Source organism: Pseudomonas sp. AN-B15 (genome assembly GCF_019056475.1).
Taxonomy (GTDB): Bacteria; Pseudomonadota; Gammaproteobacteria; order Pseudomonadales; family Pseudomonadaceae; genus Aquipseudomonas; species Aquipseudomonas parakoreensis.
The window spans coordinates 3,247,801-3,269,379 of record NZ_CP049737.1 but is presented as its reverse complement, the minus strand read 5'-3'; the positions used below and the strand labels follow the sequence as shown (position 1 = coordinate 3,269,379).

Below are 21,579 nucleotides of genomic sequence, written 5' to 3'. Positions count from 1 at the left end.
CTGCGATGTACGAATCTCCCAGTTGGTTGCATGAGTTGTGGGTCGCTCGCGAGACCTTGTTGCAAGGATTTCTGACCAGTGTGCAGGTGTCCGCGCTGGCGATTCTGTTCGGCACGCTGCTCGGCGTCGTCGCCGGTCTGGTGCTGACTTACGGCAAGTTCTGGATGCGCGCGCCGTTTCGTTTTTACGTTGACCTGATTCGCGGTACGCCGGTGTTTGTGTTGGTGCTGGCCTGCTTCTACATGGCGCCGGCGCTCGGTTGGCAGATCAGCGCGTTTCAGGCCGGTGCGCTGGGTCTCACGCTATTTTGCGGCTCGCACGTTGCCGAGATCGTGCGCGGTGCCTTGCAGGCCTTGCCGCGTGGGCAGATGGAAGCGAGCAAGGCGATTGGCCTGACGTTCTATCAGTCCCTCGGTTATGTGTTGCTGCCACAAGCGCTGCGGCAGATCCTGCCGACCTGGGTCAACTCGTCCACCGAAATCGTCAAGGCGTCGACCTTGCTCTCGGTGATCGGCGTCGCCGAACTGCTGCTCAGCACCCAACAGATCATCGCCCGGACCTTCATGACTCTGGAGTTCTACCTGTTCGCCGGTTTTCTGTTCTTCGTCATCAACTACGGCATCGAATTACTCGGCCGGCACATTGAAAAGCGGGTGGCCCTGCCATGACTCAAGCTCAAGTTTCCAACGTTTCAAATGGCCAGCCACTGCTGGATATCCGTGGCCTGCACAAACAGTACGGCGCAGTCGAAGTGCTCAAGGGCGTCGATCTGAGCATGCAGCGTGGCAACGTCGTGACGCTGATCGGCTCCAGCGGTTCGGGCAAGACCACCTTGCTGCGCTGCGTGAACATGCTCGAAGAGTTCCAGGGCGGGCAGATCCTGCTCGACGGCGAGTCCATCGGCTATGACGAGGTCGGCGGTAAACGTGTGCGCCACGCGGAAAAAGTCATTGCCCGCCATCGCGCCATGACCGGCATGGCCTTCCAGCAATTCAATCTGTTCCCGCATCTGACAGCCTTGCAGAACGTCACCCTCGGTCTGCTCAAGGTGAAAAAAATGCACAAGGACCAAGCCGTCGCGCTGGCCGAGAAATGGCTGGAGCGAGTCGGCCTGCTGGAGCGGCGCAATCACTTTCCCGGGCAGTTGTCCGGCGGTCAGCAACAGCGCGTGGCGATTGCCCGGGCGATTGCGATGAACCCGAGCCTGATGCTGTTCGACGAAGTCACCTCGGCCCTCGATCCGGAGCTGGTCGGTGAAGTGTTGAACGTGATCAAGGGACTGGCCGAAGACGGCATGACCATGCTGCTGGTGACCCACGAAATGCGTTTCGCCTTCGAGGTCTCCGACAAGATTGTTTTCATGAATCAGGGGCGGATCGAAGAGCAGGGGCCTCCCAAGGAGCTGTTCGAACGCCCGCAATCGCCGCGTCTGGCTGAGTTTCTCAAGAGCACGCGGTTCTAATTTTTGCTTTGTAATCAGGAGAACTACCCATGAGCATTACTCGATACGGCACCGGCAGCACGGCCGCTGGCGGTCAGCCACGTCCTTTCGCACGCGCCGTTGAAGCGGACGGCTGGCTGCACGTGTCCGGCCAGGTGCCGGCGGTGGATGGCGAGATCATCGTTGGCGGCATCGTCGAGCAGACCCACCAGACCATGAAGAACCTGATCGCGATTCTCGAAGAGGCCGGTTATGGCCTGGAGGATGTGGTGCGGGCCGGGGTGTGGCTGGACGATCCCCGGGATTTCAGCAGTTTCAACAAGGTTTTCGGCGAGTACTTCAAGCCTGAACATGCCCCGGCGCGGGCCTGTGTGCAGGCGAGCATGATGGTCGATTGCAAGGTCGAGATCGATTGCATCGCGTACAAGAAAAAGGCCTGATTGTCGTCGGCTCTTGTAGGAGCTGCCGAAGGCTGCGATCTTTTGGCAATTTTGGATGCGCCACGAAGGCAAGATCAAAAGATCGCAGCCTGCGGCAGCTCCTACAGAGGCATTTTGAGTGAGTACTGACATGACCGAAGACACCATCAAACGCCGGGCCCGTGGTCTGGACCGGGCGTTCGATATCCTCGATTTCCTCAAGGAGATCGGCCAGCCGCTGCGTCCGAATGACATCGCCAACGGTATCGGCAGCCCGAAATCCACGGTCTACGAACTGGTGGCGTCGTTGCTGGAGCGACGGATTCTGGAGCCGGTGGGCAAGGACGGGCACGTCTATCTCGGTCGTCAGTTGTACTTCCTCGGGCAGGCGCACCTGCGCCATTTCGACCTCAGTCGCGAGGCCGATCATGCCTTGCAGGACATCGTCAGCCAGACCCGGGAAACCGCGCAGATGTGCCTGCTCAACGGGCGCAAATACACGGTGGCGTTGATGAAGGAGGGCGAGCGGCATTTCCGCATTTCGTCCGACATCGGCGAAAACGCGCCGATCCCGTGGACTGCATCCGGACGCCTGCTGCTGGCGCATTTGAGCGACCAGCAGATCATCGACCTGATCGACGAAGACGACTACATCCTGCCCGACGGCGAACGACTGCCGCTGGAGCGCTTTCTGGCGGAAATTCGGCAGGCCGGGATCGACGGTTTCTTCTCCTTCGACAGCGTGGCCGACACCTTCACCCATTGCTTCGCTGCGCCGGTCAAAGACCCCAGTGGCGTGGCCATCTGCACCCTGTGCATCGTCGCCCCACGGGCCGATGCGAAAAACAATTACGACGACTATCGCCGGGTGCTGATCGAGAGCGCCAACAGCCTCGCCCGGCGTATCAACGAATAACCGCGGCGGCCTGCGACCGCGACTGAATGCGAGGAGTTTGACCATGACGACTGCCATCAATACCGCTGTGGAAAAGGGCGCCGCTGCCATTGGCGCGCACCTTGTGCGTGACGTCAGCCTGCCGGCGCTGGTGCTGCACCGCGAGGCGCTGGAGCACAACATTCGCTGGATGCAGACGTTCGTCAGCGACAGCGGCGCCGAACTCGCGCCCCACGGCAAAACCAGCATGACCCCGGCGCTGTTCCAGCGTCAGCTCGACGCCGGCGCGTGGGGCATCACCCTCGCCAGCGCCACGCAGACCCGCGCGGCGTATGCCCACGGCGTACGGCGGGTGTTGATGGCCAACCAACTGGTCGGCACGCCGAACATGGCGCTGATTGCCGATCTGCTGGCAGACCCGGATTTCGATTTCTACTGCATGGTCGATCACCCGGACAACGTCGCCGATCTGGGCGCCTACTTCGCTTCGCGCGGCGTGAAGTTGAACGTGATGATCGAGTACGGCGTGGTCGGTGGCCGTTGCGGTTGCCGCAGCGAGCAGGAAGTCATCGCACTGGCCCAGGCGATCAACGCGCAACCGGCGCTGGCCCTGACCGGCATCGAAGGTTACGAAGGGGTGATCCACGGTGATCACGCGGTCAGCGGCATTCGCGAATTTGCTGCGTCGCTGGTGCGGCTGGCGGTGCAGTTGCAGGACAGCGGCGCGTTTGCCATTGCCAAGCCGATCATCACTGCCTCGGGTTCGGCGTGGTACGACCTGATCGCCGAGTCGTTTGAGACGCAGAATGCGAGCGGACGCTTCCTCAGCGTGCTGCGCCCGGGCAGTTATGTCGCCCATGACCATGGCATCTACAAGGATGCGCAATGCTGCGTGCTGGATCGTCGCAGTGATCTGCACGAAGGCCTGCGTCCGGCGCTGGAAGTCTGGGCCCACGTGCAATCGCTGCCGGAGCCGGGTTTTGCGGTGATCGCCCTCGGCAAGCGCGACGTGGCATTCGATGCCGGTTTGCCGGTGCCGTTGCTGCGCTACAAGGCCGGCGTTGTGCCGGCGGTCGGCGACGATGTCGGCACGTGCAAGGTGACGGCGGTGATGGACCAGCATGCGTTCATGAGTGTGGCGCCGGGGGTTGAGTTGCGGGTCGGCGATATCATTTCCTTCGGCACCTCGCACCCGTGTCTGACCTTCGACAAGTGGCGGGTGGGGTTGTTGGTGGATGAGCAGTTGGCGGTGGTCGAGAACATGGAGACTTGTTTCTAAGGCTTGAGACCGCGTTGCGGCGATTCGCTGGCAAGCCAGCTCCCACAGGAATCTCATGAGTTGTGAAGATTGTGTGGGAGCTGGCTTGCCAGCGAAGAGGCCAGATCAAACACCACCGAATCAGCAGAGACGCCACCCGATGACCACCCTCAGCCCCCTGGGCCCGAACACCCCGCGCATCGCCCTGATCGGCGAATGCATGATCGAACTCCAGCACCGCGCCGACGGCAGCCTGCAGCAAAGCTTCGGCGGCGATACCTTGAACACGGCGGTGTATCTGTCCCGCGCCCTCGGCGACAGCGCCCAGGTCGATTACGTCACTGCGCTGGGCGATGACAGCTTCAGCGACGCCATGTGCCAGAGCTGGGCCGATGAAGGCATTGGCCTTGATCTCGTGCAGCGTCTGCCCGGTCGTTTGCCGGGCCTGTACTGCATTCAGACCGACGCCAACGGCGAGCGACGTTTCCTCTACTGGCGCAATGAGGCGGCGGTGCGCGATTGCTTTACCACTCCGGCGGCGGAGCCGATTCTTGCAGCGCTGCCGGATTACGACGTGCTGTATTTCAGCGGCATCACCCTCGCTGTGCTTGGCGCCAATGGCCGTGAGCGTTTGATCCAGACCCTCATCGAAGCCCGGCAGCGCGATGCGCGGATCGTCTTCGATAACAACTATCGGCCACGTTTGTGGGCGTCACAGGAAGAGGCGCGGGCGGCCTATCGCAGTGTGTTGCCGCATGTCGATCTGGCATTGCTGACCGTCGATGACGAGCAGGCGCTGTTCCACTTTGCCGATTGCGACACGGTGTTTGAGGCGTACGCGCAGATCGGCACGCCGGAAGTGGTGCTCAAACGTGGCGCCGAGGCGTGCCTGATTCGTTGTGATGGCGAGGCGTTCGAAGTGCCGGCGCAGCAGGTCGAGAAGGTCGTGGATACTACGGCGGCGGGGGATTCGTTCAGTGCGGCGTATCTGGCCAGGCGTTTGCTGGGTGGCAGTCCGGTGGAAGCGGCGCAGGCTGGGCATTGGCTGGCGAGTAGGGTGATTCAGGTGCCGGGAGCCCTGATCCCCAGATAATCGGCGAATGGCCGATTGCTGCGCAATCGGTTCGCGGGCAAGCCCGCTCCCACAGGGTACGCATTCCAAACTGTGGGAGCGAGCTTGCTCGCGAAGAGGCCCTGAGGCCAAGCACTCAATCGCGGAAAAACACCTGCACCAGGTGATAGCCAAACTTGCTCTTGATCGGTCCGTGCACTGTGCGCAACGGTTTCTTGAAAATCACCGCATCAATCGCGCCGACCATCTGGCCCGGCCGCACTTCACCCAGATCGCCGCCGCGCTTGCCGGACGGGCAGGTCGAGTATTTCTTCGCCAGCACATCAAACGCTTCGCCCTTGGCAATGCGTTGTTTGAGCTGTTCGGCCTCTTCGGCGGTTTTCACCAGAATGTGGCGGGCTTGGGCTTTCATCGTGCGATACCTGTAACGGGGTGACGGCGGGGCGCGGGATTATGCCTCAAGTGACGGCGTTTGGTTGATCATCTCGCGGATCTTGTTCGCCAGCACTTCAATCGAAAACGGCTTGGCCACCATGTCCATGCCGTCCTCGAGAAAACCCTGACGCTCGGCGGCTTTCTGCGCATAACCGGTCATGAACAGCACCTTCAGTCCCGGGCGATGCTGGCGGGCGATTTCCGCCAGTTGCCGGCCGTTCATCCCCGGCAGACCAACGTCGGTCACCAGCAAGTCCACACGCAACTCCGATTCCAGCAGCGGCAGGGCGGCGCTGGCATCGGCCGCTTCGTGGGCGAGGTAACCCAGCTCCTTGAGCAGGTCGAGCACCAGCATGCGCACCGCCGGGTCATCTTCGACCACGACCACGGTTTCCCCGCAAGTGGCCGTCGGCGCTGCACTGAGGGTTTCCACGACTGGCCGTTCGGGCTCCAGCAGGTTCAGGCGCGGCAAGTACAGGCGCACACAGGTGCCCTGATTCGGCAAACTGTCGAGGCTGACATGGCCACCCGATTGCTGGGCGAAGCCATAAATCATCGACAGCCCGAGACCCGTACCCTGACCAATCGGTTTGGTGGTGAAGAACGGATCGAAGGCCTTGGCGCGCACTGATGGCGTCATGCCGGTGCCGTTGTCGCTGACCGCCAGCATCAGGTACTCGCCGGCCTTGACCGGTTCGAGGGTGGTGATGTCGTTGCCGTCGAGGTAGACGTTGGCGGTTTCGATCAGCAGTTCGCCGCCGTCGGGCATGGCGTCGCGGGCATTGATCACCAGGTTGAGCAGGGCGTTTTCCAGTTGGCTGACGTCGGTGCTGATCGGCCACACATCGTCGGCCAGGCGCAGCGTGAGTTCGATCGGGTCACCCTTGGTGCGGCGGATCAAATCTTCCAGCGAATGAATCAGTTCGTTGACGTTGAGGGTCTTGCGATCCAGCGACTGCCGACGGGAGAACGCCAGCAGGCGATGGGTCAGGGCGGCTGCACGGTTGGCCGACGACACCGCCGCTTCGGTGAAACGGCCGATTTCCTCGGCGCGGCCGTCGGCGATGTAACGCTGCATCAGGTCGAGGCTGCCGATGATCCCGGTGAGCATGTTGTTGAAGTCGTGGGCGATACCGCCGGTGAGCTGGCCGACCGCTTCCATTTTCTGCGCATGGCGCAACGCATCTTCGGCGCGCTCGCGTTCGAACATCTCGTTCTGCAGGCGCTGATTGGCCTGGGCCAGTTGTTCGGTACGGGCGCTGACTCGTTCCTCAAGGGTTTCATTGAGGTTGCGCAGTGCCTCTTCGGTCTTTTTCCGTTCACTCTCGTCGATCACGAAAATATAGAAACCGTTGACTGAGCCATCGGCGCCGTGGCGCGGCAGGTAATTCATCAGCGCATGACGGCTGCTGCCGTCACGGTGCGGGGTGTACAGGCTGAACGAGCAGGGACGCCCGGCCAGCGCCTCGGCGATGTACGGCGCGCGCAGGAAATAGGCTTCTTCGCCGATCACTTCGCGAATGGTGCGGCCATACAATTCCTGAGGCGTGAGGCCGTACCAGTCCAGATACGCGGCGTTGTTCAAGCGGAAGCGCTCTTCGTGGTCGACGTAACTGATGAGGATCGGCATCGCGTTGATGATCAGCTGCAATTCGGTCTGGCTCTGACGCAGCGCCTGCTCGGTGTGTTTGCGCTCGGTCAGGTCCAGCGCGGCGCCGAGGAAACGCACGGGTCGCCCGTGGTGGTCCTTGTAACAGCGGCCACGGGCAAACACCCAGCGCAGTTCGCCGTCGGCTTTGAGCAGCCTGTATTCCTCGGCGTATTCGGTACCGTGGGTAATGCAATGCTTGATGCTGCGGGCGATCAACGCGCGGTCTTCGGGGTGCACCCCTTGCAGGTAATCGCTGATCGGCAGTTGACTGGCCAGCGCCGGATCAATGCCGTGCAGTTGGGCGAAATGGGCATCGGCGATGAAGCGGTCTTCACCGATGTCCCAGTCCCAGGTGCCGACGGCATCGGTAGCGGCCAGCGCCAGTTGCAGGCGTTCCTCGGTGTCGCGCTGGGCCTTGAGGCTTTCTTCGGAACGACGTTGCAGTTCAAGGGCGATACGCCGGCGCTCATTGGTTTCGATGGCCGTGACCAGAATTCCGGCCACTTGCGCATCTTCATCGCGGATGGGGCTGTAAGTCAGGTCCAGCCAGAAGTCGGACTCCTTTCCTTCGCGTTGCAGGGTAAATCGCCGTTCGCTGTAGGTGCGCACCTGGCCTTGTAGGACGGCTCGATAAATCGGGTCGGTAAAGTCCTGAAGTTCTGGCCATATCAGGTGCGCCGGCTGTCCGAAAGCGTGCGGATGCTTGCTGCCGGCGAGCATCGCGAAGCCATTGTTGTAGATCTGCGTGAGCTGCGGCCCCCACAACAGCAGCATTGGCATCGGCGAGTGAATCACTATATCCACCGCGGTGCGCAGGCTTTGCGGCCAAGTGCCGGCGGCGCCCAGCGGAGTGCGGGCCCAGTCGATACGGGCGATCAGGGCTTGAGCGTCATCGGGGGTGGGTGCTGCGTTCATCACATCTATCCTGAGCGTCGGTCAGTGCGTTGGCATCTACTATTCTTGCACTTGCGGTAGACGCTGTATGACCCGTTACGTCACGACAGCGGGTCATTTCTGTTCATTGAATGCTTCGCGGGTGCTTATTGCCATGGAAATCGATGCACTGTTGCTCCGTCTGTCGAGCCAGCACGGCTCGGATCTGTTTCTGTCCACGGGAGCGCCACCCAGTGCGCGTATCGATGGCGTGCTGACGCCGTTCAGCGAGCAGCCATTCAAACCCGGTGAGGTCGAGGCCATCGCCAACTCCCTGATGGACGCCGAGCAGCGGCGTGAGTTCGATCGGGAACTGGAAATGAACCTGGCGATTTCCCGCACCGGTGTCGGACGTTTTCGCCTGAACATCTTCAAGCAACGCAACGATGTGTCAATCGTGATCCGCAACGTCAAACTCGATATCCCGCGCTTCGAAGACCTCAAACTGCCGCCGGTGCTGATGGATACAGTGATGCTCAAACAAGGGCTGATCCTGTTCGTGGGCGCCACCGACTCCGGCAAGTCGACCTCGCTGGCCGCACTGATCGACCATCGCAATCGCCACAGCAGCGGGCACATCATCACCATTGAAGACCCGGTGGAGTATATCCATCGACACAAGCGCTCGATCATCAATCAACGCGAAGTCGGCGTCGATACCCGCAGTTTCCATGCGGCGCTGAAAAACACCCTGCGCCAGGCCCCGGACGTGGTGCTGATCGGTGAAATCCGTGACCGCGAAACCATGGAGCATGCGCTGACATTTGCCGACACCGGGCACCTGGTGCTATCGACGCTGCATGCGCACAACGCCAATCAGGCGCTGGACCGCATCGTCAATCTGTTCCCCGAAGAGCGCCGCCCGCAGTTGCTGCACGCGCTGGGCAACAATCTCAAGGCGTTCGTCTCGCAACGGCTGGTGCGCACATTGGACGGTCAGCGCCGCGCCGCGGTCGAAGTGATGCTCGGCACGCCGACCATTGCCGACTTGATCCGCCGCAACGAATTGGGCGAACTCAAAGGCATCATGGAGAAGTCCGGCGAGGTCGGCATGCAGACCTTCGACGCGGCGCTGTATGCGCTGGTGGTGGAGGGCGTGATCAATGAGGACGAAGCGCTTAAGCATGCCGATTCACAAAACAATCTGCGCCTGCGTTTGAAACTGCATGCCGAAGCGGGCCCGGCGCCCGCGCCCACCACATCAGGCGACTGGGGCTTGATGGATTAACACCTCACCCCTGTGGGAACGAGCTTGCTCGCGAAAGCGGTGTATCAGTCACATTACTATCGACTGCCGGGTGGCATTCGCGAGCAAGCTCGCTCCCACAGGAGGAACGTTTAGTCCGACAGCTCCGGGCGATTGCGAAACTGCTCCAGCGCTTCAGGATTGGCCAGCGCATCAGTGTTCTTCACCGGTTCGCCATGCACCACATTGCGCACCGCAAGTTCGACCACTTTGCCACTGATGGTGCGCGGAATATCGGTCACCGCGACGATCTTCGCCGGCACATGACGCGGTGTGGTATTGGCGCGGATCACCTGGCGGATCTGTAGTTGCAGGTTGTCATCGAGCGTCACGCCCTCCTGCACACGCACAAACAGCACCACGCGCACATCGTCCTGCCATTGCTGCCCGATCGCCACGCTGTCCAGCACCTGCGGGACTTTCTCGACCTGACGATAAATTTCCGCCGTACCGATGCGCACGCCGCCGGGGTTGAGCACGGCGTCGGAGCGACCGTGGATCAGCATCCCGCCGTGGGTCAATTGTTCGGCGTAATCGCCTTGGGCCCAGACGCCGGGGAACAGGCTGAAATAGGATTTGCGCAGCTTTTCGCCGTCAGGGTCGTGCCACAGACCGACGGGCATGGCCGGGAAGTGCCGGGTGCAGACCAGTTCACCTTTTTCGCCGACCACTGCAACGCCGGCGTCGTTCCACACTTCAACCGCCATGCCCAGGCTCTTGCCCATGATTTCGCCGCGGCGCACGGGCGACAGCGGGTTGCCGTTGACGAAGCACGAGACCACATCGGTGCCGCCGGACATCGACGCCAGGCACACGTCGCGCTTGAAGTCGCGGTAGACGAAGTCATAGCTCTGCGGCGACAGCGCGGAGCCCGTGCAGAGCAAGGTCTTCAGGCTACTCAGATCATGGCTTTGCACAGGCTTCAAACCACTGCTTTCCAGTGTCGCGAGAAACTTGGGGCTGGTGCCGAACACGCTGATGCGCTCGTCGTCGATCAGATCCAGCAGTCGCTCATGGCCGGGGTGAAACGGCGAGCCGTCATACAACACTACCGCGCTGCCGACCGCGAGAGCCGAGACCAGCCAGTTCCACATCATCCAGCCGCAAGTGGTGTAGTAGAACAATCGGTCACCGGGGCCGAGATCGACGTGCAGGCCATGCTCCTTGGCATGCTGCAACAGCACGCCGCCGGTGCTGTGCACGATGCATTTCGGTACGCCGGTGGTGCCGCTGGAATACAGCACGTACAGCGGGTGATTGAACGGCACCGGGACAAACCGCGGTTCGCCGCCGGGTTGGTAGAAGTCGTTCCACAACGTCACGTTGGCACGGGTGTGGAAATCCTCGGCACGGGTCTGCGCGCGAGCGTAGGGCACGATGATCAACTGCTGCAGCGATGGCAGTTGCGCGAGGATTTCGTTGACCTTGGTGGTTTGATCAATGTCTTTGCCGGCGTAACGGTAGCCGGCGCAAGTGATCAACACTTTGGGTTCGATCTGGCCGAAGCGGTCGATCACGCCGTGGGTGCCGAAGTCCGGCGACGAGCACGACCAGATCGCCCCGAGGCTGGTGGTCGCGAGCATCGCCACCAGGGTCTGCCAGGTGTTGGGCATGCACGCGGCCACTCGGTCGCCGAGGCTGACACCGGCGGCTTGCAGGCTGGCCTGAAAACCGGCGACGTGCTCGGCGAGTTCGGCCCAGGTCAGTTGTTCGCGCTGACCGTTTTCCGCCACGGCGATCACCGCAACTGCATCGTCACGACGGCGCAGCAAGTGTTCGGCAAAGTTCAGGGTCGCGCCGGGGAACCATTCGGCACTGGGCATTTGCGCGCCTTCACGCAGGACGGCGTCGGGTCGGGTGTGAAAGCGGATATCGAAGAAATCGACGATCGCCTGCCAGAACGCTTCGCGCTGATCCACGCTCCAGCGGTGCAGATCGGTGTAGCTGCTCAGCGCCAGACCATGACGCTGATTGATATCGCGGCGGAACTGATCCATGCGCGATTGGGCGATACGCTCGGCATCGGGTTGCCAGAGGAGGTCGGACATTGGTTTGCCTCTTGTTTTATTGTTCAAGCACACAGGTCAGCGTGCAGCACTTAATTCTGTGGCGAGGGAGCTTGCTCCCGATCGGCTGCGCAGCAGTCGTAAATTGCCGCGGGCGGCTTCGCCACCCAGCGGGAGCAAGCTCCCTCGCCACAGGGGGCTTGCGCTGTTTACTGCGCCAACCAGCCCCCATCAATATTCCACGCCGCCCCCCGCACCTGACTGCCAGCCTCACTGCACAGAAACAACACCAGTTCCCCCAGATGCTGCGGTGTGACGAATTCCAGCGACGGCTGTTTTTCCGCCAGCAAATCATGCTGCGCCTGCTGCGGATCAACGCCTTTGGCGGCGCGGTCATCGATCTGTTTCTGCACCAGCGGCGTCAACACCCAACCCGGGCAGATCGCGTTGCAGGTCACATTGCTGGTGGCCGTTTCCAACCCGACCACTTTGGTCAAACCGATTACCCCATGCTTGGCCGCCACATACGCAGCCTTACCGGTCGAACCCACCTGACCGTGTACCGAGGCAATGTTGACGATCCGCCCCCAACCCTTGGCGCGCATGCCCGGCAGACTCAGGCGGGTGCTGTGAAACACCGAGGACAGGTTGATCGCGATGATCGAATCCCAGCGCTCCACCGGAAATTCCTCCACGGCCGCCACATGCTGAATCCCGGCGTTGTTGACCAGAATGTCGACGCCGCCGAATTCGCGTTCGGCGTAAGCGATCATGTCGGCAATCTGCGCCGGATCGCTGACGTCCGCCGGGTGGTGACCGACCTTGCCGCCGAACTGGCCGACCTCGGCGATCACGCTCGAGGCATCACCGAAACCGTTGAGAATCAGGTTGGCGCCGGCCTTGGCCAGGCTCAGGGCGATGCCCAGACCGATGCCGCTGGTAGAACCGGTAACCAGTGCGGTCTTGCCCGAAAGAGTCGTCATGAATACCTCACACAATGCCAGTGGCGTAGAAAGTACCGATCACTACGAAGACCGCGAGGGTCTTGATCAGCGTAATACAGAAAATGTCTTTATAGGCTTCGCGGTGGGTCAGGCCAGTGACTGCCAGCAAGGTGATCACCGCGCCGTTATGCGGCAAGGTGTCCATGCCGCCGCTGGCCATCGCGGCCACGCGGTGCAGCACTTCCAGCGGAATGTTCGCCGCGTGCGCCGCGGCGATGAACTGCTCGGACATCGCCGCCAGCGCAATGCTCATGCCACCCGATGCCGAACCGGTGATACCCGCCAACAAGGTCACGGTAATCGCTTCGTTGACCAGTGGATTGGGGATTTGCTTGAGCCAGTCGGCCAGCACCAGGAACCCCGGCAACGAGGCGATTACCGCACCGAAACCGTATTCCGAGGCGGTGTTCATCGCCGCCAGCAATGCGCCGCTGACCGCACTTTTGCTGCCTTCGGCGAGTTTGCTGCGGATCGCCTTGAAGCCGAACACCAGCACCATCAGGATACCGATCAGCAATGCCGCCTGCACCGCCCAGATTGCGGTGAGCTTGGCGATTTCCGTGGTTACCGGCGTGGCCATGCCGGGCAGCGCGAGGCTGTGGGTCTTGCCGTACCACTGCGGAATCCACTGGGTGAACAGCAGGTTCATGATGCCCACCGCCAGCAGCGGTGAGAGGGCGATCCATGGATTCGGCAGTTTCAGGTCTTCGGCGGTTTCCGGTTCGTTACGCAGTTCGGTGCCATAGCCCTCACCAGCCCGCTGGGCCTTGTTGCGTTGGCGCTGCAAGAACAGCATGCCGACGCAGAACACGAAAATCGTGCCGATCACGCCCAGCCACGGCGCGGCCCATGCGGTGGTGTTGAAGAACGTGCTGGGGATGATGTTCTGAATCTGCGGCGTACCGGGCAGGGCGTCCATGGTGAACGAGAACGCGCCGAGGGCGATGGTCGCCGGGATCAGGCGCTTGGGGATGTTGCTCTGGCGGAACATTTCCGCGGCAAACGGATACACCGCGAATACCACCACGAACAACGACACGCCGCCGTAGGTGAGCAGGGCGCAGACCAGCACGATCACCAGCATCGCCTGACGGGTGCCGAGCAAGCGAATCGCTGCGGCCACGATCGAACGGGAGAACCCCGACAACTCGATCAACTTGCCGAACACGGCGCCAAGCAGAAACACCGGGAAGTACAGCTTGATGAAGCCGACCATTTTCTCCATGAACACCCCGGTGAAGGCAGGGGCGACGGCGGAGGGGTCGGTCAGCAGGACAGCGCCGAGGGCGGCAATCGGGGCGAAGAGAATGACGCTGTAGCCACGGTAGGCGGCGAGCATCAGCAGCGCAAGGGCTGCCAAGGCAATGATCACACTCATGGAGTGTCTCCAGGGATTGTTATTTTTGTGGGTGTTGCGGGTGCAGGAGAGGCGTTAGCGAGATCTGTGCCAGATATTCAACTTGTTGAAATATAAGGTTTTTATAGAGTTTTTCGATCAGCTATTCGAAGCAATGTCTCGATAGTGAGACTTTTTTTGAGGCGAAAAGATCGCAGCCTTCGGCAGCTCCTACATGGGATTTTCGTATCAACCCCGTAGGAGCTGCCGAAGGCTGCGATCTTTTGATCTTGAAGTGAATATCTCGCTAGCGAGACTCAATCTCTTTATTGAGACTCGGCGATGCCCAAGGCCAGCATCTTCTTGTACAGCGTCGACCGCCCCAGCCCCAGACGAGCCGCCGCCTCCGGCACCTTGCCCGCACATTGCGCGAGCGCCGACTGGATCAGTTGCCGGTCAAACCGCTGCCGCGCCTGGGCAAAACTCTCTTCCGCCAACGGCTCCAGCGTCGGCACCGATGGGCGCTCCACCGGGGTAAAGGTGCCAATGGCCGCGCGAATATCCTCGTCGGTGAGGACCAGGTCATCGCTGAGCAGCGCTGCGCGTTCCAGCACGTTGCGCAATTCACGAATGTTTCCCGGCCACGCATGTTGTCCAAGCAACTCCAGCGCTGTACGGCTCAGCTCATGCTGGCTGCGTAACTCTTCAAGGATCGCTTCGCTGAGCGCCGGCAAGTCATCGAGACGTTCGCGCAGCGGCGGAACATGGATCGGCAGCACATTGAGGCGGTAATACAGGTCGGCGCGGAACTCACCGCGCTTGATCGCCGCTTGCAGATCGGTCGACGTCGCTGCGATCACCCGTACATCGCTCTGGATCACGTCGTTGGAGCCAACCGGTTCGAATTCCTTTTCCTGCAATACCCGCAGCAGTTTGCTTTGCAGCGGTAACGGCATGTCGCCAATCTCGTCGAGAAACAGCGTCCCGCCCTGAGCAATCTGCAACTTGCCGGTACGCCCCTTGCGATCAGCGCCGGTAAACGCGCCAGGTGCAGTGCCGAAGAACTCGGCTTCCAGCAGCGCTTCGGGAATCGCCGCGCTGTTGATGCTGACGAACGCCTTGTGCGCCCGGGGCGAGGCGCTGTGAATCGCCTGGGCCAGCAGCTCTTTACCAGTGCCGGTCTCACCGAGCAGCAACACCGGGGATTCGGCGCTGGCACTGCGCCGGGCGCGGCGTTTGACGTCGAGGCTGGCGCTGCTGGTGCCGATGAAATGGGCGAAGTTGTATTTGGTCTGCCGGGCCCGCAGCAGCGAGCGGGTTGAGGCCAGCTCTTCCTGCATGCTCAGGTAGCGCTTGAGCATCGGCGACAGCGTGCGCAACTCATCGAACAGGGCAAAACCGATAGCGCCAATCACCGCGCCGGCGTCGTCGTGGATCGGCAGGCGCATGACCACCAACGGCTCTTTTGGCGTGTCCTGCATATCCAGCAGAATGGGGCGGCCGGTACGCACCACTTCACGCAGCAGGCTGCCGGGGATCACGCTTTCGCAGGGTTTGCCGATGGCTTTTTTCGCCGACTCCAGCCCAAAACGCCGGGCATAGCGCTCGTTCATCCAGACGATATTGGCATCGCGATCGACAATCACCGTGCCTTCGCTGGACTGCTCGATGATCTCGAACAGCGAGCGGATCGCCAGCGTGCGCACGCGTTGGTAGTCCTTGAGGCTTTCGGTGGTGTTCATGGGTGAGTTGATCCGGAGTTTGGGTTGTCTGTTCGGGCCTCCTCGCTGGCAAGCCAGCTCCCACAGGTTTCTCTGGGGTACCCCATATTTGGGTACAACCCGAATCCCTGTGGGAGCTGGCTTGCCAGCGAAGGTCGCGACCCGGTATCAAGGCAAGCGCCGATTATGCCTACCCCGGATGCGCCGCTGCCAACAGCTCTTTGGTGTAAGGGTGCTGCGGCGAGTCGAACACTTCGTGACTGGCGCCGCGCTCGACCACCTTGCCGTCCTTGATCACGATCATGTCGTGCGCCAGCGCCCGTACCACCGCCAGATCGTGACTGATGAACAGGTAGGTCAGGCCGTGTTTTTCCTGAAGGTCGCGCAGCAGGGCGACCACCTGCTTCTGTACGGTCCGATCGAGCGCCGAGGTCGGCTCATCGAGCAGGATCAGCGCCGGCTTCAGCACCAGGGCCCGGGCGATAGCGATGCGCTGGCGTTGACCGCCGGAAAATTCGTGCGGATAGCGATGACGACTTTCCGGATCGAGACCTACTTCCTTGAGCACGCGGATCACCTGGGCATCGCACTCTTCGGCGCTGGACTGACAATGCACCTCCAGCCCCTCGCTGATGATCTGCGCCACCGACATCCGTGGGCTGAGACTGCCGAACGGGTCCTGGAACACTACCTGCATCTGCCGGCGCCACGGCCGCAACTGCTTCTGGTCGAGGCCATCAAGGGCGGTGCCCTGAAAGCGAATGCTGCCCTCGGAATCGAGCAGCCGCAGAATCGCCTGGCCCAGGGTCGATTTCCCCGAGCCGGATTCGCCGACAATGCCCAGGGTCTTGCCGCGCTGGATATTCAGGCTGATGCCGTCCACTGCACGCAGGTATTGCTTGCGCTGGAACAGCCCGCCACCGACGACGAACTCGACGCGCAGATCATCCACCTCCAGCACGTTCTCGCGTTCGTCCCGGGGCAGGGCTTCGCCTTCCGGCTCGGCGTTGAGCAGCACGCAGCTGTAGGGATGCTTTGGCTCGGTAAACAGGGTTTCGCACGGCGCCTGCTCGACGATTTCACCCGCCTTCATCACGCACACCCGTTGCGCGATGCTGCGCACCAGATTGAGGTCGTGACTGATCAGCAGCAGCGACATGCCCAAGCGCTGCTGCAAGGATTTGAGCAGCAGCAGGATCTTGCGCTGCACCGTCACATCCAGTGCCGTGGTTGGCTCGTCGGCAATCAGCAGTTCCGGCTCGCAGGCCAGGGCCATGGCGATCATCACCCGTTGCCGCTGACCACCGGACAGCTGATGCGGATAGGCTTTGAGGCGCTCTTTGGGTTTTTGAATACCCACCAGTTCCAGCAGTTCCAGAATGCGTAGTTGCGCTGCTTTACCGCCCAGGCCGCGATGCACCAGCAGCGTTTCGCCGATCTGTTTTTCAATGGTGTGCAGCGGATTGAGCGAGGTCATCGGTTCCTGAAAGATCATCGCGATGCGGTTGCCGCGCAGTTCCCGCAGCACCTTCGGATCGGCACCGAGCAGTTCCTGGCCGCGATAGCGAATGCTGCCAGTGGTTTGCGCATCACTTTCGGGGAGCAATTGCAGAATCGAATGTGCGGTCACCGACTTGCCCGAGCCCGATTCACCTACCAGTGCCAGGCACTCGCCGGGGCGAATGTCCAGGCACAGGTTGCGCACTGCCGGCTGGCCATGGAAGGCGACATTGAGGTCACGGATTTCGATCAGGTTATCAGTCATGGTCACACTTCAGGATCGAGGGTCGAACGCGTCACGTAACGCTTCGCCGATGAACACCAGTAAAGAAAGAATCAGCGCCAGGGTGAAAAACGCCGTCAGCCCGAGCCACGGTGCTTGCAGGTTCTGTTTGCCCTGACCGATCAGTTCGCCCAGCGAAGCGCTGCCGGCGGGCATGCCGAAACCAAGGAAGTCGAGGGCGGTGAGGGTGGAAATCGCTCCGGTCAGAATGAACGGCAGGTAACTCAGCGTTGCGTTCATCGCATTGGGCAGGATGTGCCGGACAATCACCTTGCGGTCGCTCAGGCCCAGGGCGCGAGCGGCTTTGACGTATTCCAGGTTGCGCCCGCGCAGAAACTCGGCGCGCACCACATCCACCAGCGCCAGCCAGGAAAACAGCGCCATGATCCCCAGCAGCCACCAGAAATTCGGCTCGACGAAACCCGACAGGATAATCAGCAGATACAACACCGGTAACCCGGTCCAGACTTCCAGCAGGCGTTGCCCGAGCAAATCGACCCAGCCGCCGTAATAGCCTTGCAGGGCCCCGGCGGCAATCCCGATCAGTGCACTGATGGCGGTGAGCATCAAGGCAAACAGGATCGACACCCGGGCGCCGAAAATCACCCGCGCCAACACATCGCGCGCTTGATCGTCAGTGCCCAGCCAGTTGACCTTGGAAGGCGGGCTCGGCGCAGGTTGATTGAGGTCGTAGTTGGGCGTGTCGTCGCTGAACGGAATCGGCGGAAACAGCAGCCAGCCACCGTCCTTGCGGATCAGGTTCTGCACGTAATCACTGCGATAATCGGCCTGGAACGGCAGCTGGCCGCCAAATTCCTGCTCGGTGTAACGCTTGAACACCGGGAAGTAGAGCTGGCCCTGATAGCTGACCACCAACGGTTTGTCGTTGGCGATCAGTTCACCGCCCAGCGTTACCACGAACAGTCCGATGAACAGCCACAGCGACCACCAGCCTCGGCGGTTTTTCTTGAAGCGTGCGAAACGGCGTCGGCCCAGGGGCGAGAGCTTGAACATCAGGCGTTCCTCGCGGCGAAGTCGATACGCGGATCGACCAGGGTGTAGCACAGGTCGCCGATCAGTTTTATCAAGAGTCCGAACAGGGTGAAGATGAACAGCGAACCGAATACGACCGGGTAGTCTCGGGAAACCGCCGCTTCGTAACTCATGCGGCCGAGGCCGTCGAGGGAGAAGATCACTTCGATCAGCAGCGATCCGGCAAAGAACACACTGATGAACGCCTGTGGAATCCCCGAGACCACCAGCAGCATCGCGTTGCGAAACACGTGACCGTAGAGCACGCGGCGCTCGCTCAGGCCTTTGGCGCGGGCGGTGACCACATACTGGCGGGTGATTTCATTGAGGAACGAGTTCTTGGTGAGGATCGTCAGCGTGGCGAAACCGCCGATCACCAGCGCCGTCACCGGCAACACCAGGTGCCAGAAATAATCGGCAATCTTGCCCAGGGTCGACAGCGATTCGAAGTTGTCCGAGACCAGTCCGCGCACCGGAAACCAGTTCAGCGAGGTGCCGCCGGCAAACACCACGATCAGAAACATCGCAAACAGAAACGCCGGCATCGCATAGCCGATGATGATCGCGGTGCTGCTCCAGATATCGAAATGGCTGCCGTGATGCACGGCCTTGCGAATGCCCAGCGGGATCGACACCAGATAGGTGATCAGTGTCGCCCACAGGCCGAGGGAAATGGTCACCGGCATTTTTTCCAGAATCAGATCGGTGACGGTGGCGCCGCGGAAAAAGCTTTTGCCGAAGTCCAGCTGCGCGTAGTTCTTCAGCATCAGCCACAAGCGTTCATGCGCCGGCTTGTCGAAACCGTACTGTTTTTCGATGTCCTTGATCAGTTGCGGGTCGAGGCCACGGCTGGCACGCGAAGTGCTGCTCATGGTCTCGCTGGCACTGCCGCCGACGCTCGTTCCGCCGATGCCTTGCAGATGCGCGATGGCCTGTTCGACCGGGCCGCCGGGGGCCGCCTGGATGATCACGAAATTCACCAGCAGGATGATCACCAGCGTCGGAATGATCAGCAGCAAGCGCCGCAGAATGTAAGCCCACATCAGTGCGGTCCTCCGGGTCTGCCACGACCGATTTTTTCGGCGGTCATCTGCTGGTTGGTCAGCGGCGTGCTGCTGATTTCCCACCAACTCTCGATGGCTTCGTCATTGCTGGCTTGTGTCGCCGGCATGCCGAACCGGTTCCACCAGACGGTAGAGGTGCCCGGCGGATAATAGTTGGGAATCCAGTAGTAGTTCCATTGCAACACCCGATCCAGCGCGTGGGCGTAGTGCAGCATGTCGCTCTGGGTCGAGGCGCGGATCAGGCCGTTGATCAAGGTGTCGACTGCGGGATTCTTCAGCACCATGTAGTTGTTGGCGCCGGGGTCGTTGGCCGAAATCGAGCCGAAGTAGTTCAGCAACTCGCCCCCCGGAGATGTGCTGACCGGGTAGCCGGTGACGATCATGTCGTAGTCGCGGCTCATCAGGCGATTGACGTATTGCGAGGAGTCGATGCGGCGGATATTCAGGTCGATGCCGATCTGTTTCAGCGTGCGTTTGTAAGGCAGCAGCAGGCGATCCATGCCGTTCTGGCTGACCAGAAAGGTGAAACTCAGCGGTTCGCCCTCGGCGTTGACCAGTTGGTCGCCATCGGGGTTCCAGCCTGCCTGTTCGAGCAACTCCAGAGCCTGCAACTGTTTATCGCGGATCAAGCCGCTACCGTCGGTTTTCGGCGCCTCGAAGACCTGGGTGAAGACCTCGTCGGGAACCTGCCCGCGCAGCGGCTCAAGGATTTTCAGCTCCGCCGCATCCGGCAGCTCGCGGGCGGCCAGGGCGGTGTTGGAGAAATAGCTCTGCTGGCGGATGTACATGTTGCGCATCATCTGCCGGTTGCTCCACTCGAAATCCCAGAGCATCGCCAGTGCCTGACGCACCCGACGATCCTGGAACATCGGTTTCTGCAGGTTAAACACGAAGCCCTGTGCCGATTGCGGGGCCTCGGTGGCCAGGTGGGCTTTCTGCAAGCGGCCGTCACTCAGCGCCGGGCTGTCGTAACCGATCGAATAGCCGGTGGCGGAAAACTCGCGATTGTAATCATAGGCGCCGCCGCGCAGCACCTGGCGTGCGACATCGGTGTCGCCGAAATACTCGATGCTGAAGTGATCGAAGTTGTACAGGCCGCGACTGACCGGCAGGTCCTTGCCCCACCAGTCGGGATTGCGCTCGAATGTGATGCTGCGCCCGGAGTCGACCTTGCCCACCCGATACGGGCCGCTGCCCAGCGGCGGTTCATAGCCGCCGCCACCGGCGAAGTCGCGGGTTTTCCACCAATGCTCGGGAAACACCGGCAGGGTGGCGATGTCCAGCGGCAAGGTGCGGTTCTCGTTGCTCTTGAAGTCGAAGCGCACGGTCAGCGGCGCTTCCACTTCGACACCTTTGACATCGGCGAACTGCGTGCGATAGCGCAGGCTGCCCTGGGTCATCAGCAAGTCATAGGTGTAGCGTACGTCTTCGGCTGTGATCGGCTGGCCGTCGGCGAAACGCGCCTTGGGGTTGATGAAGAAGCGCAGGGACAGGCCGTCCTCCGCGCGTTCCATTTTTTGTGCCACCAGGCCATAGACGGTGTAAGGCTCGTCCATCGAACGCTGGGCCAGCGGCGAATAGAGCATGCCGTCAATCTGGGTGACGCCAATGCCCTTATCGATATAAGGCAGGATGTGATCGAAATGCCCGATCTCAATCGCCGAGCGGCGCATGGTGCCGCCCTTGGGCGCCTGCGGGTTGGTGTAGTCGAAGTGGCTGAAACCGGCCGGGTATTTGGCCGGTTCGCCATAGACGGTCAACGCGTGTTGCGGAGTGGCGTCCACGCCGGCGGCGCCCAACAGCAGGGCCACGGCAGTGAACAGCAGATAAGGGAAAGCCAGTCGCATTGTCAGCCTTAAAGCCGGGTGATCGATAAGCGCAATTTGTACGCGAGCGGCGCGTCAGTCGCCAGCCGTAACCTGTAACCAAAACACAACGGCCCACCAGAAGGCGGGCCGTTGGGGCAGCAATCAGGCGACGGATCAGTCCTGGCGGCTGGTGACTTCGAGCAAGTGATAACCGAACTGGGTCTTCACCGGGCCTTGCACGACGTTGATCGGCGCGCTGAAGACCACGGTGTCGAACTCCTTGACCATCTGGCCAGGACCGAAAGAACCCAGGTCGCCGCCCTGACGACTGGACGGGCAGGTGGAGTTGGCCTTGGCGACTTCGGCGAAATCAGCACCGCCTTCGATCTGGGCCTTGAGTTCGTTGCACTTGTCTTCGCTGGAAACCAGGATGTGGCGGGCAGTGGCTTTAGCCATGGGGAAAATCTCCAATCTA

18 protein-coding genes are annotated in these 21,579 nt (G+C 61.3%); 7 read left to right on the top strand and 11 right to left on the bottom strand.

What is annotated here, in order from left to right; genetic code table 11:
• The first annotated feature begins 5 nt into the window (after window positions 1-5).
• From GTQ41_RS14675 to GTQ41_RS14650, 6 genes are all read left to right on the top strand, one after another.
• Window positions 6-668 (top strand): amino acid ABC transporter permease, encoded by a 663-nt coding sequence (locus GTQ41_RS14675; RefSeq protein WP_041064595.1) that lies wholly within the window; start codon window positions 6-8, stop codon window positions 666-668.
• Window positions 665-1,462 (top strand): amino acid ABC transporter ATP-binding protein, encoded by a 798-nt coding sequence (locus tag GTQ41_RS14670; RefSeq protein WP_041064592.1) that lies wholly within the window; start codon window positions 665-667, stop codon window positions 1,460-1,462. The genes GTQ41_RS14675 and GTQ41_RS14670 overlap by 4 nt, the downstream gene beginning before the upstream one ends.
• A 29-nt stretch (window positions 1,463-1,491) precedes the next feature.
• Window positions 1,492-1,881 (top strand): RidA family protein, encoded by a 390-nt coding sequence (locus GTQ41_RS14665; RefSeq protein WP_007912330.1) that lies wholly within the window; start codon window positions 1,492-1,494, stop codon window positions 1,879-1,881.
• Window positions 1,882-2,011: 130 nt separating this feature from the next.
• The gene (locus GTQ41_RS14660; RefSeq protein WP_047294799.1) at window positions 2,012-2,776 is read left to right on the top strand and encodes an IclR family transcriptional regulator; all 765 of its coding nucleotides are present in this window, start codon (window positions 2,012-2,014) and stop codon (window positions 2,774-2,776) included.
• A gap of 43 nt (window positions 2,777-2,819) precedes the next feature.
• Window positions 2,820-4,034, top strand: coding sequence for an amino acid deaminase (locus GTQ41_RS14655; RefSeq protein WP_047294797.1), 1,215 nt, complete (start codon window positions 2,820-2,822; stop codon window positions 4,032-4,034).
• A 139-nt stretch (window positions 4,035-4,173) separates the two neighbouring features.
• Entirely contained in the window at window positions 4,174-5,106 is a 933-nt protein-coding gene (locus GTQ41_RS14650; protein WP_047294795.1) for a sugar kinase, read from the top strand.
• 115 nt (window positions 5,107-5,221) lie between these two features.
• On the opposite strand, the gene GTQ41_RS14645 is transcribed toward GTQ41_RS14650, so the two are convergent.
• The gene (locus GTQ41_RS14645) at window positions 5,222-5,497 is read right to left on the bottom strand and encodes a peptidylprolyl isomerase (protein WP_003225447.1); all 276 of its coding nucleotides are present in this window, start codon (window positions 5,495-5,497) and stop codon (window positions 5,222-5,224) included.
• Window positions 5,498-5,536: 39 nt separating this feature from the next.
• On the bottom strand, window positions 5,537-8,086 hold the full coding sequence (locus tag GTQ41_RS14640; RefSeq protein WP_047294793.1) for a PAS domain-containing sensor histidine kinase: 2,550 nt from the start codon (window positions 8,084-8,086) through the stop codon (window positions 5,537-5,539).
• Window positions 8,087-8,219: 133 nt separating this feature from the next.
• Between GTQ41_RS14640 and GTQ41_RS14635 the strand changes: the two genes are divergently transcribed.
• The gene (locus tag GTQ41_RS14635) at window positions 8,220-9,332 is read left to right on the top strand and encodes a PilT/PilU family type 4a pilus ATPase (RefSeq protein WP_047294791.1); all 1,113 of its coding nucleotides are present in this window, start codon (window positions 8,220-8,222) and stop codon (window positions 9,330-9,332) included.
• Between the two features lie 110 nt (window positions 9,333-9,442).
• Here GTQ41_RS14635 and GTQ41_RS14630 read toward each other — a convergent pair whose 3' ends face one another.
• The 9 genes from GTQ41_RS14630 to GTQ41_RS14590 all read right to left on the bottom strand — a co-directional run bounded on the left by GTQ41_RS14630 (window position 9,443) and on the right by GTQ41_RS14590 (window position 21,560).
• A complete protein-coding gene (locus GTQ41_RS14630) occupies window positions 9,443-11,398 on the bottom strand; it encodes an acetoacetate--CoA ligase (protein ID WP_047294789.1) in 1,956 nt (651 codons plus the stop codon).
• Window positions 11,399-11,565: 167 nt separating this feature from the next.
• Complete coding sequence (gene hbdH / locus GTQ41_RS14625) at window positions 11,566-12,339, bottom strand: 3-hydroxybutyrate dehydrogenase (RefSeq protein WP_047294787.1); 774 nt, start codon at window positions 12,337-12,339, stop codon at window positions 11,566-11,568.
• Window positions 12,340-12,346: 7 nt separating this feature from the next.
• Window positions 12,347-13,738: a GntP family permease gene (locus tag GTQ41_RS14620; protein WP_047294785.1), complete on the bottom strand. Its 1,392-nt coding sequence runs from the start codon at window positions 13,736-13,738 to the stop codon at window positions 12,347-12,349.
• Window positions 13,739-14,022: 284 nt separating this feature from the next.
• Complete coding sequence (locus tag GTQ41_RS14615) at window positions 14,023-15,438, bottom strand: sigma-54-dependent Fis family transcriptional regulator (RefSeq protein ID WP_047294783.1); 1,416 nt, start codon at window positions 15,436-15,438, stop codon at window positions 14,023-14,025.
• Window positions 15,439-15,607: 169 nt separating this feature from the next.
• Window positions 15,608-17,182, bottom strand: a complete 1,575-nt coding sequence (locus GTQ41_RS14610) for an ABC transporter ATP-binding protein (protein ID WP_047294781.1) — start codon at window positions 17,180-17,182, stop codon at window positions 15,608-15,610.
• Window positions 17,183-17,191: 9 nt separating this feature from the next.
• Window positions 17,192-18,214, bottom strand: a complete 1,023-nt coding sequence (locus GTQ41_RS14605) for an ABC transporter permease (protein ID WP_041064553.1) — start codon at window positions 18,212-18,214, stop codon at window positions 17,192-17,194.
• The gene (locus GTQ41_RS14600) at window positions 18,214-19,275 is read right to left on the bottom strand and encodes a microcin C ABC transporter permease YejB (protein WP_047294779.1); all 1,062 of its coding nucleotides are present in this window, start codon (window positions 19,273-19,275) and stop codon (window positions 18,214-18,216) included. The genes GTQ41_RS14605 and GTQ41_RS14600 overlap by 1 nt, the downstream gene beginning before the upstream one ends.
• Window positions 19,275-21,143, bottom strand: coding sequence for an extracellular solute-binding protein (locus GTQ41_RS14595; RefSeq protein ID WP_047294777.1), 1,869 nt, complete (start codon window positions 21,141-21,143; stop codon window positions 19,275-19,277). The genes GTQ41_RS14600 and GTQ41_RS14595 overlap by 1 nt, the downstream gene beginning before the upstream one ends.
• Window positions 21,144-21,278: 135 nt before the next feature.
• Window positions 21,279-21,560 (bottom strand): peptidylprolyl isomerase, encoded by a 282-nt coding sequence (locus GTQ41_RS14590; RefSeq protein WP_007912303.1) that lies wholly within the window; start codon window positions 21,558-21,560, stop codon window positions 21,279-21,281.
• Window positions 21,561-21,579: the final 19 nt, after the last annotated feature.

Coding starts and splice junctions, on each gene's coding strand:
- GTQ41_RS14675 (WP_041064595.1), top strand. CDS start 6: ATGTACGAATCTCCCAGTTGGTTGCATGAGTTGTGGGTCGCTCGCGAG.
- GTQ41_RS14670 (WP_041064592.1), top strand. CDS start 665: ATGACTCAAGCTCAAGTTTCCAACGTTTCAAATGGCCAGCCACTGCTG.
- GTQ41_RS14665 (WP_007912330.1), top strand. CDS start 1,492: ATGAGCATTACTCGATACGGCACCGGCAGCACGGCCGCTGGCGGTCAG.
- GTQ41_RS14660 (WP_047294799.1), top strand. CDS start 2,012: ATGACCGAAGACACCATCAAACGCCGGGCCCGTGGTCTGGACCGGGCG.
- GTQ41_RS14655 (WP_047294797.1), top strand. CDS start 2,820: ATGACGACTGCCATCAATACCGCTGTGGAAAAGGGCGCCGCTGCCATT.
- GTQ41_RS14650 (WP_047294795.1), top strand. CDS start 4,174: ATGACCACCCTCAGCCCCCTGGGCCCGAACACCCCGCGCATCGCCCTG.
- GTQ41_RS14645 (WP_003225447.1), bottom strand. CDS start 5,497: ATGAAAGCCCAAGCCCGCCACATTCTGGTGAAAACCGCCGAAGAGGCC.
- GTQ41_RS14640 (WP_047294793.1), bottom strand. CDS start 8,086: ATGAACGCAGCACCCACCCCCGATGACGCTCAAGCCCTGATCGCCCGT.
- GTQ41_RS14635 (WP_047294791.1), top strand. CDS start 8,220: ATGGAAATCGATGCACTGTTGCTCCGTCTGTCGAGCCAGCACGGCTCG.
- GTQ41_RS14630 (WP_047294789.1), bottom strand. CDS start 11,398: ATGTCCGACCTCCTCTGGCAACCCGATGCCGAGCGTATCGCCCAATCG.
- hbdH (WP_047294787.1), bottom strand. CDS start 12,339: ATGACGACTCTTTCGGGCAAGACCGCACTGGTTACCGGTTCTACCAGC.
- GTQ41_RS14620 (WP_047294785.1), bottom strand. CDS start 13,738: ATGAGTGTGATCATTGCCTTGGCAGCCCTTGCGCTGCTGATGCTCGCC.
- GTQ41_RS14615 (WP_047294783.1), bottom strand. CDS start 15,438: ATGAACACCACCGAAAGCCTCAAGGACTACCAACGCGTGCGCACGCTG.
- GTQ41_RS14610 (WP_047294781.1), bottom strand. CDS start 17,182: ATGACTGATAACCTGATCGAAATCCGTGACCTCAATGTCGCCTTCCAT.
- GTQ41_RS14605 (WP_041064553.1), bottom strand. CDS start 18,214: ATGTTCAAGCTCTCGCCCCTGGGCCGACGCCGTTTCGCACGCTTCAAG.
- GTQ41_RS14600 (WP_047294779.1), bottom strand. CDS start 19,275: ATGTGGGCTTACATTCTGCGGCGCTTGCTGCTGATCATTCCGACGCTG.
- GTQ41_RS14595 (WP_047294777.1), bottom strand. CDS start 21,143: ATGCGACTGGCTTTCCCTTATCTGCTGTTCACTGCCGTGGCCCTGCTG.
- GTQ41_RS14590 (WP_007912303.1), bottom strand. CDS start 21,560: ATGGCTAAAGCCACTGCCCGCCACATCCTGGTTTCCAGCGAAGACAAG.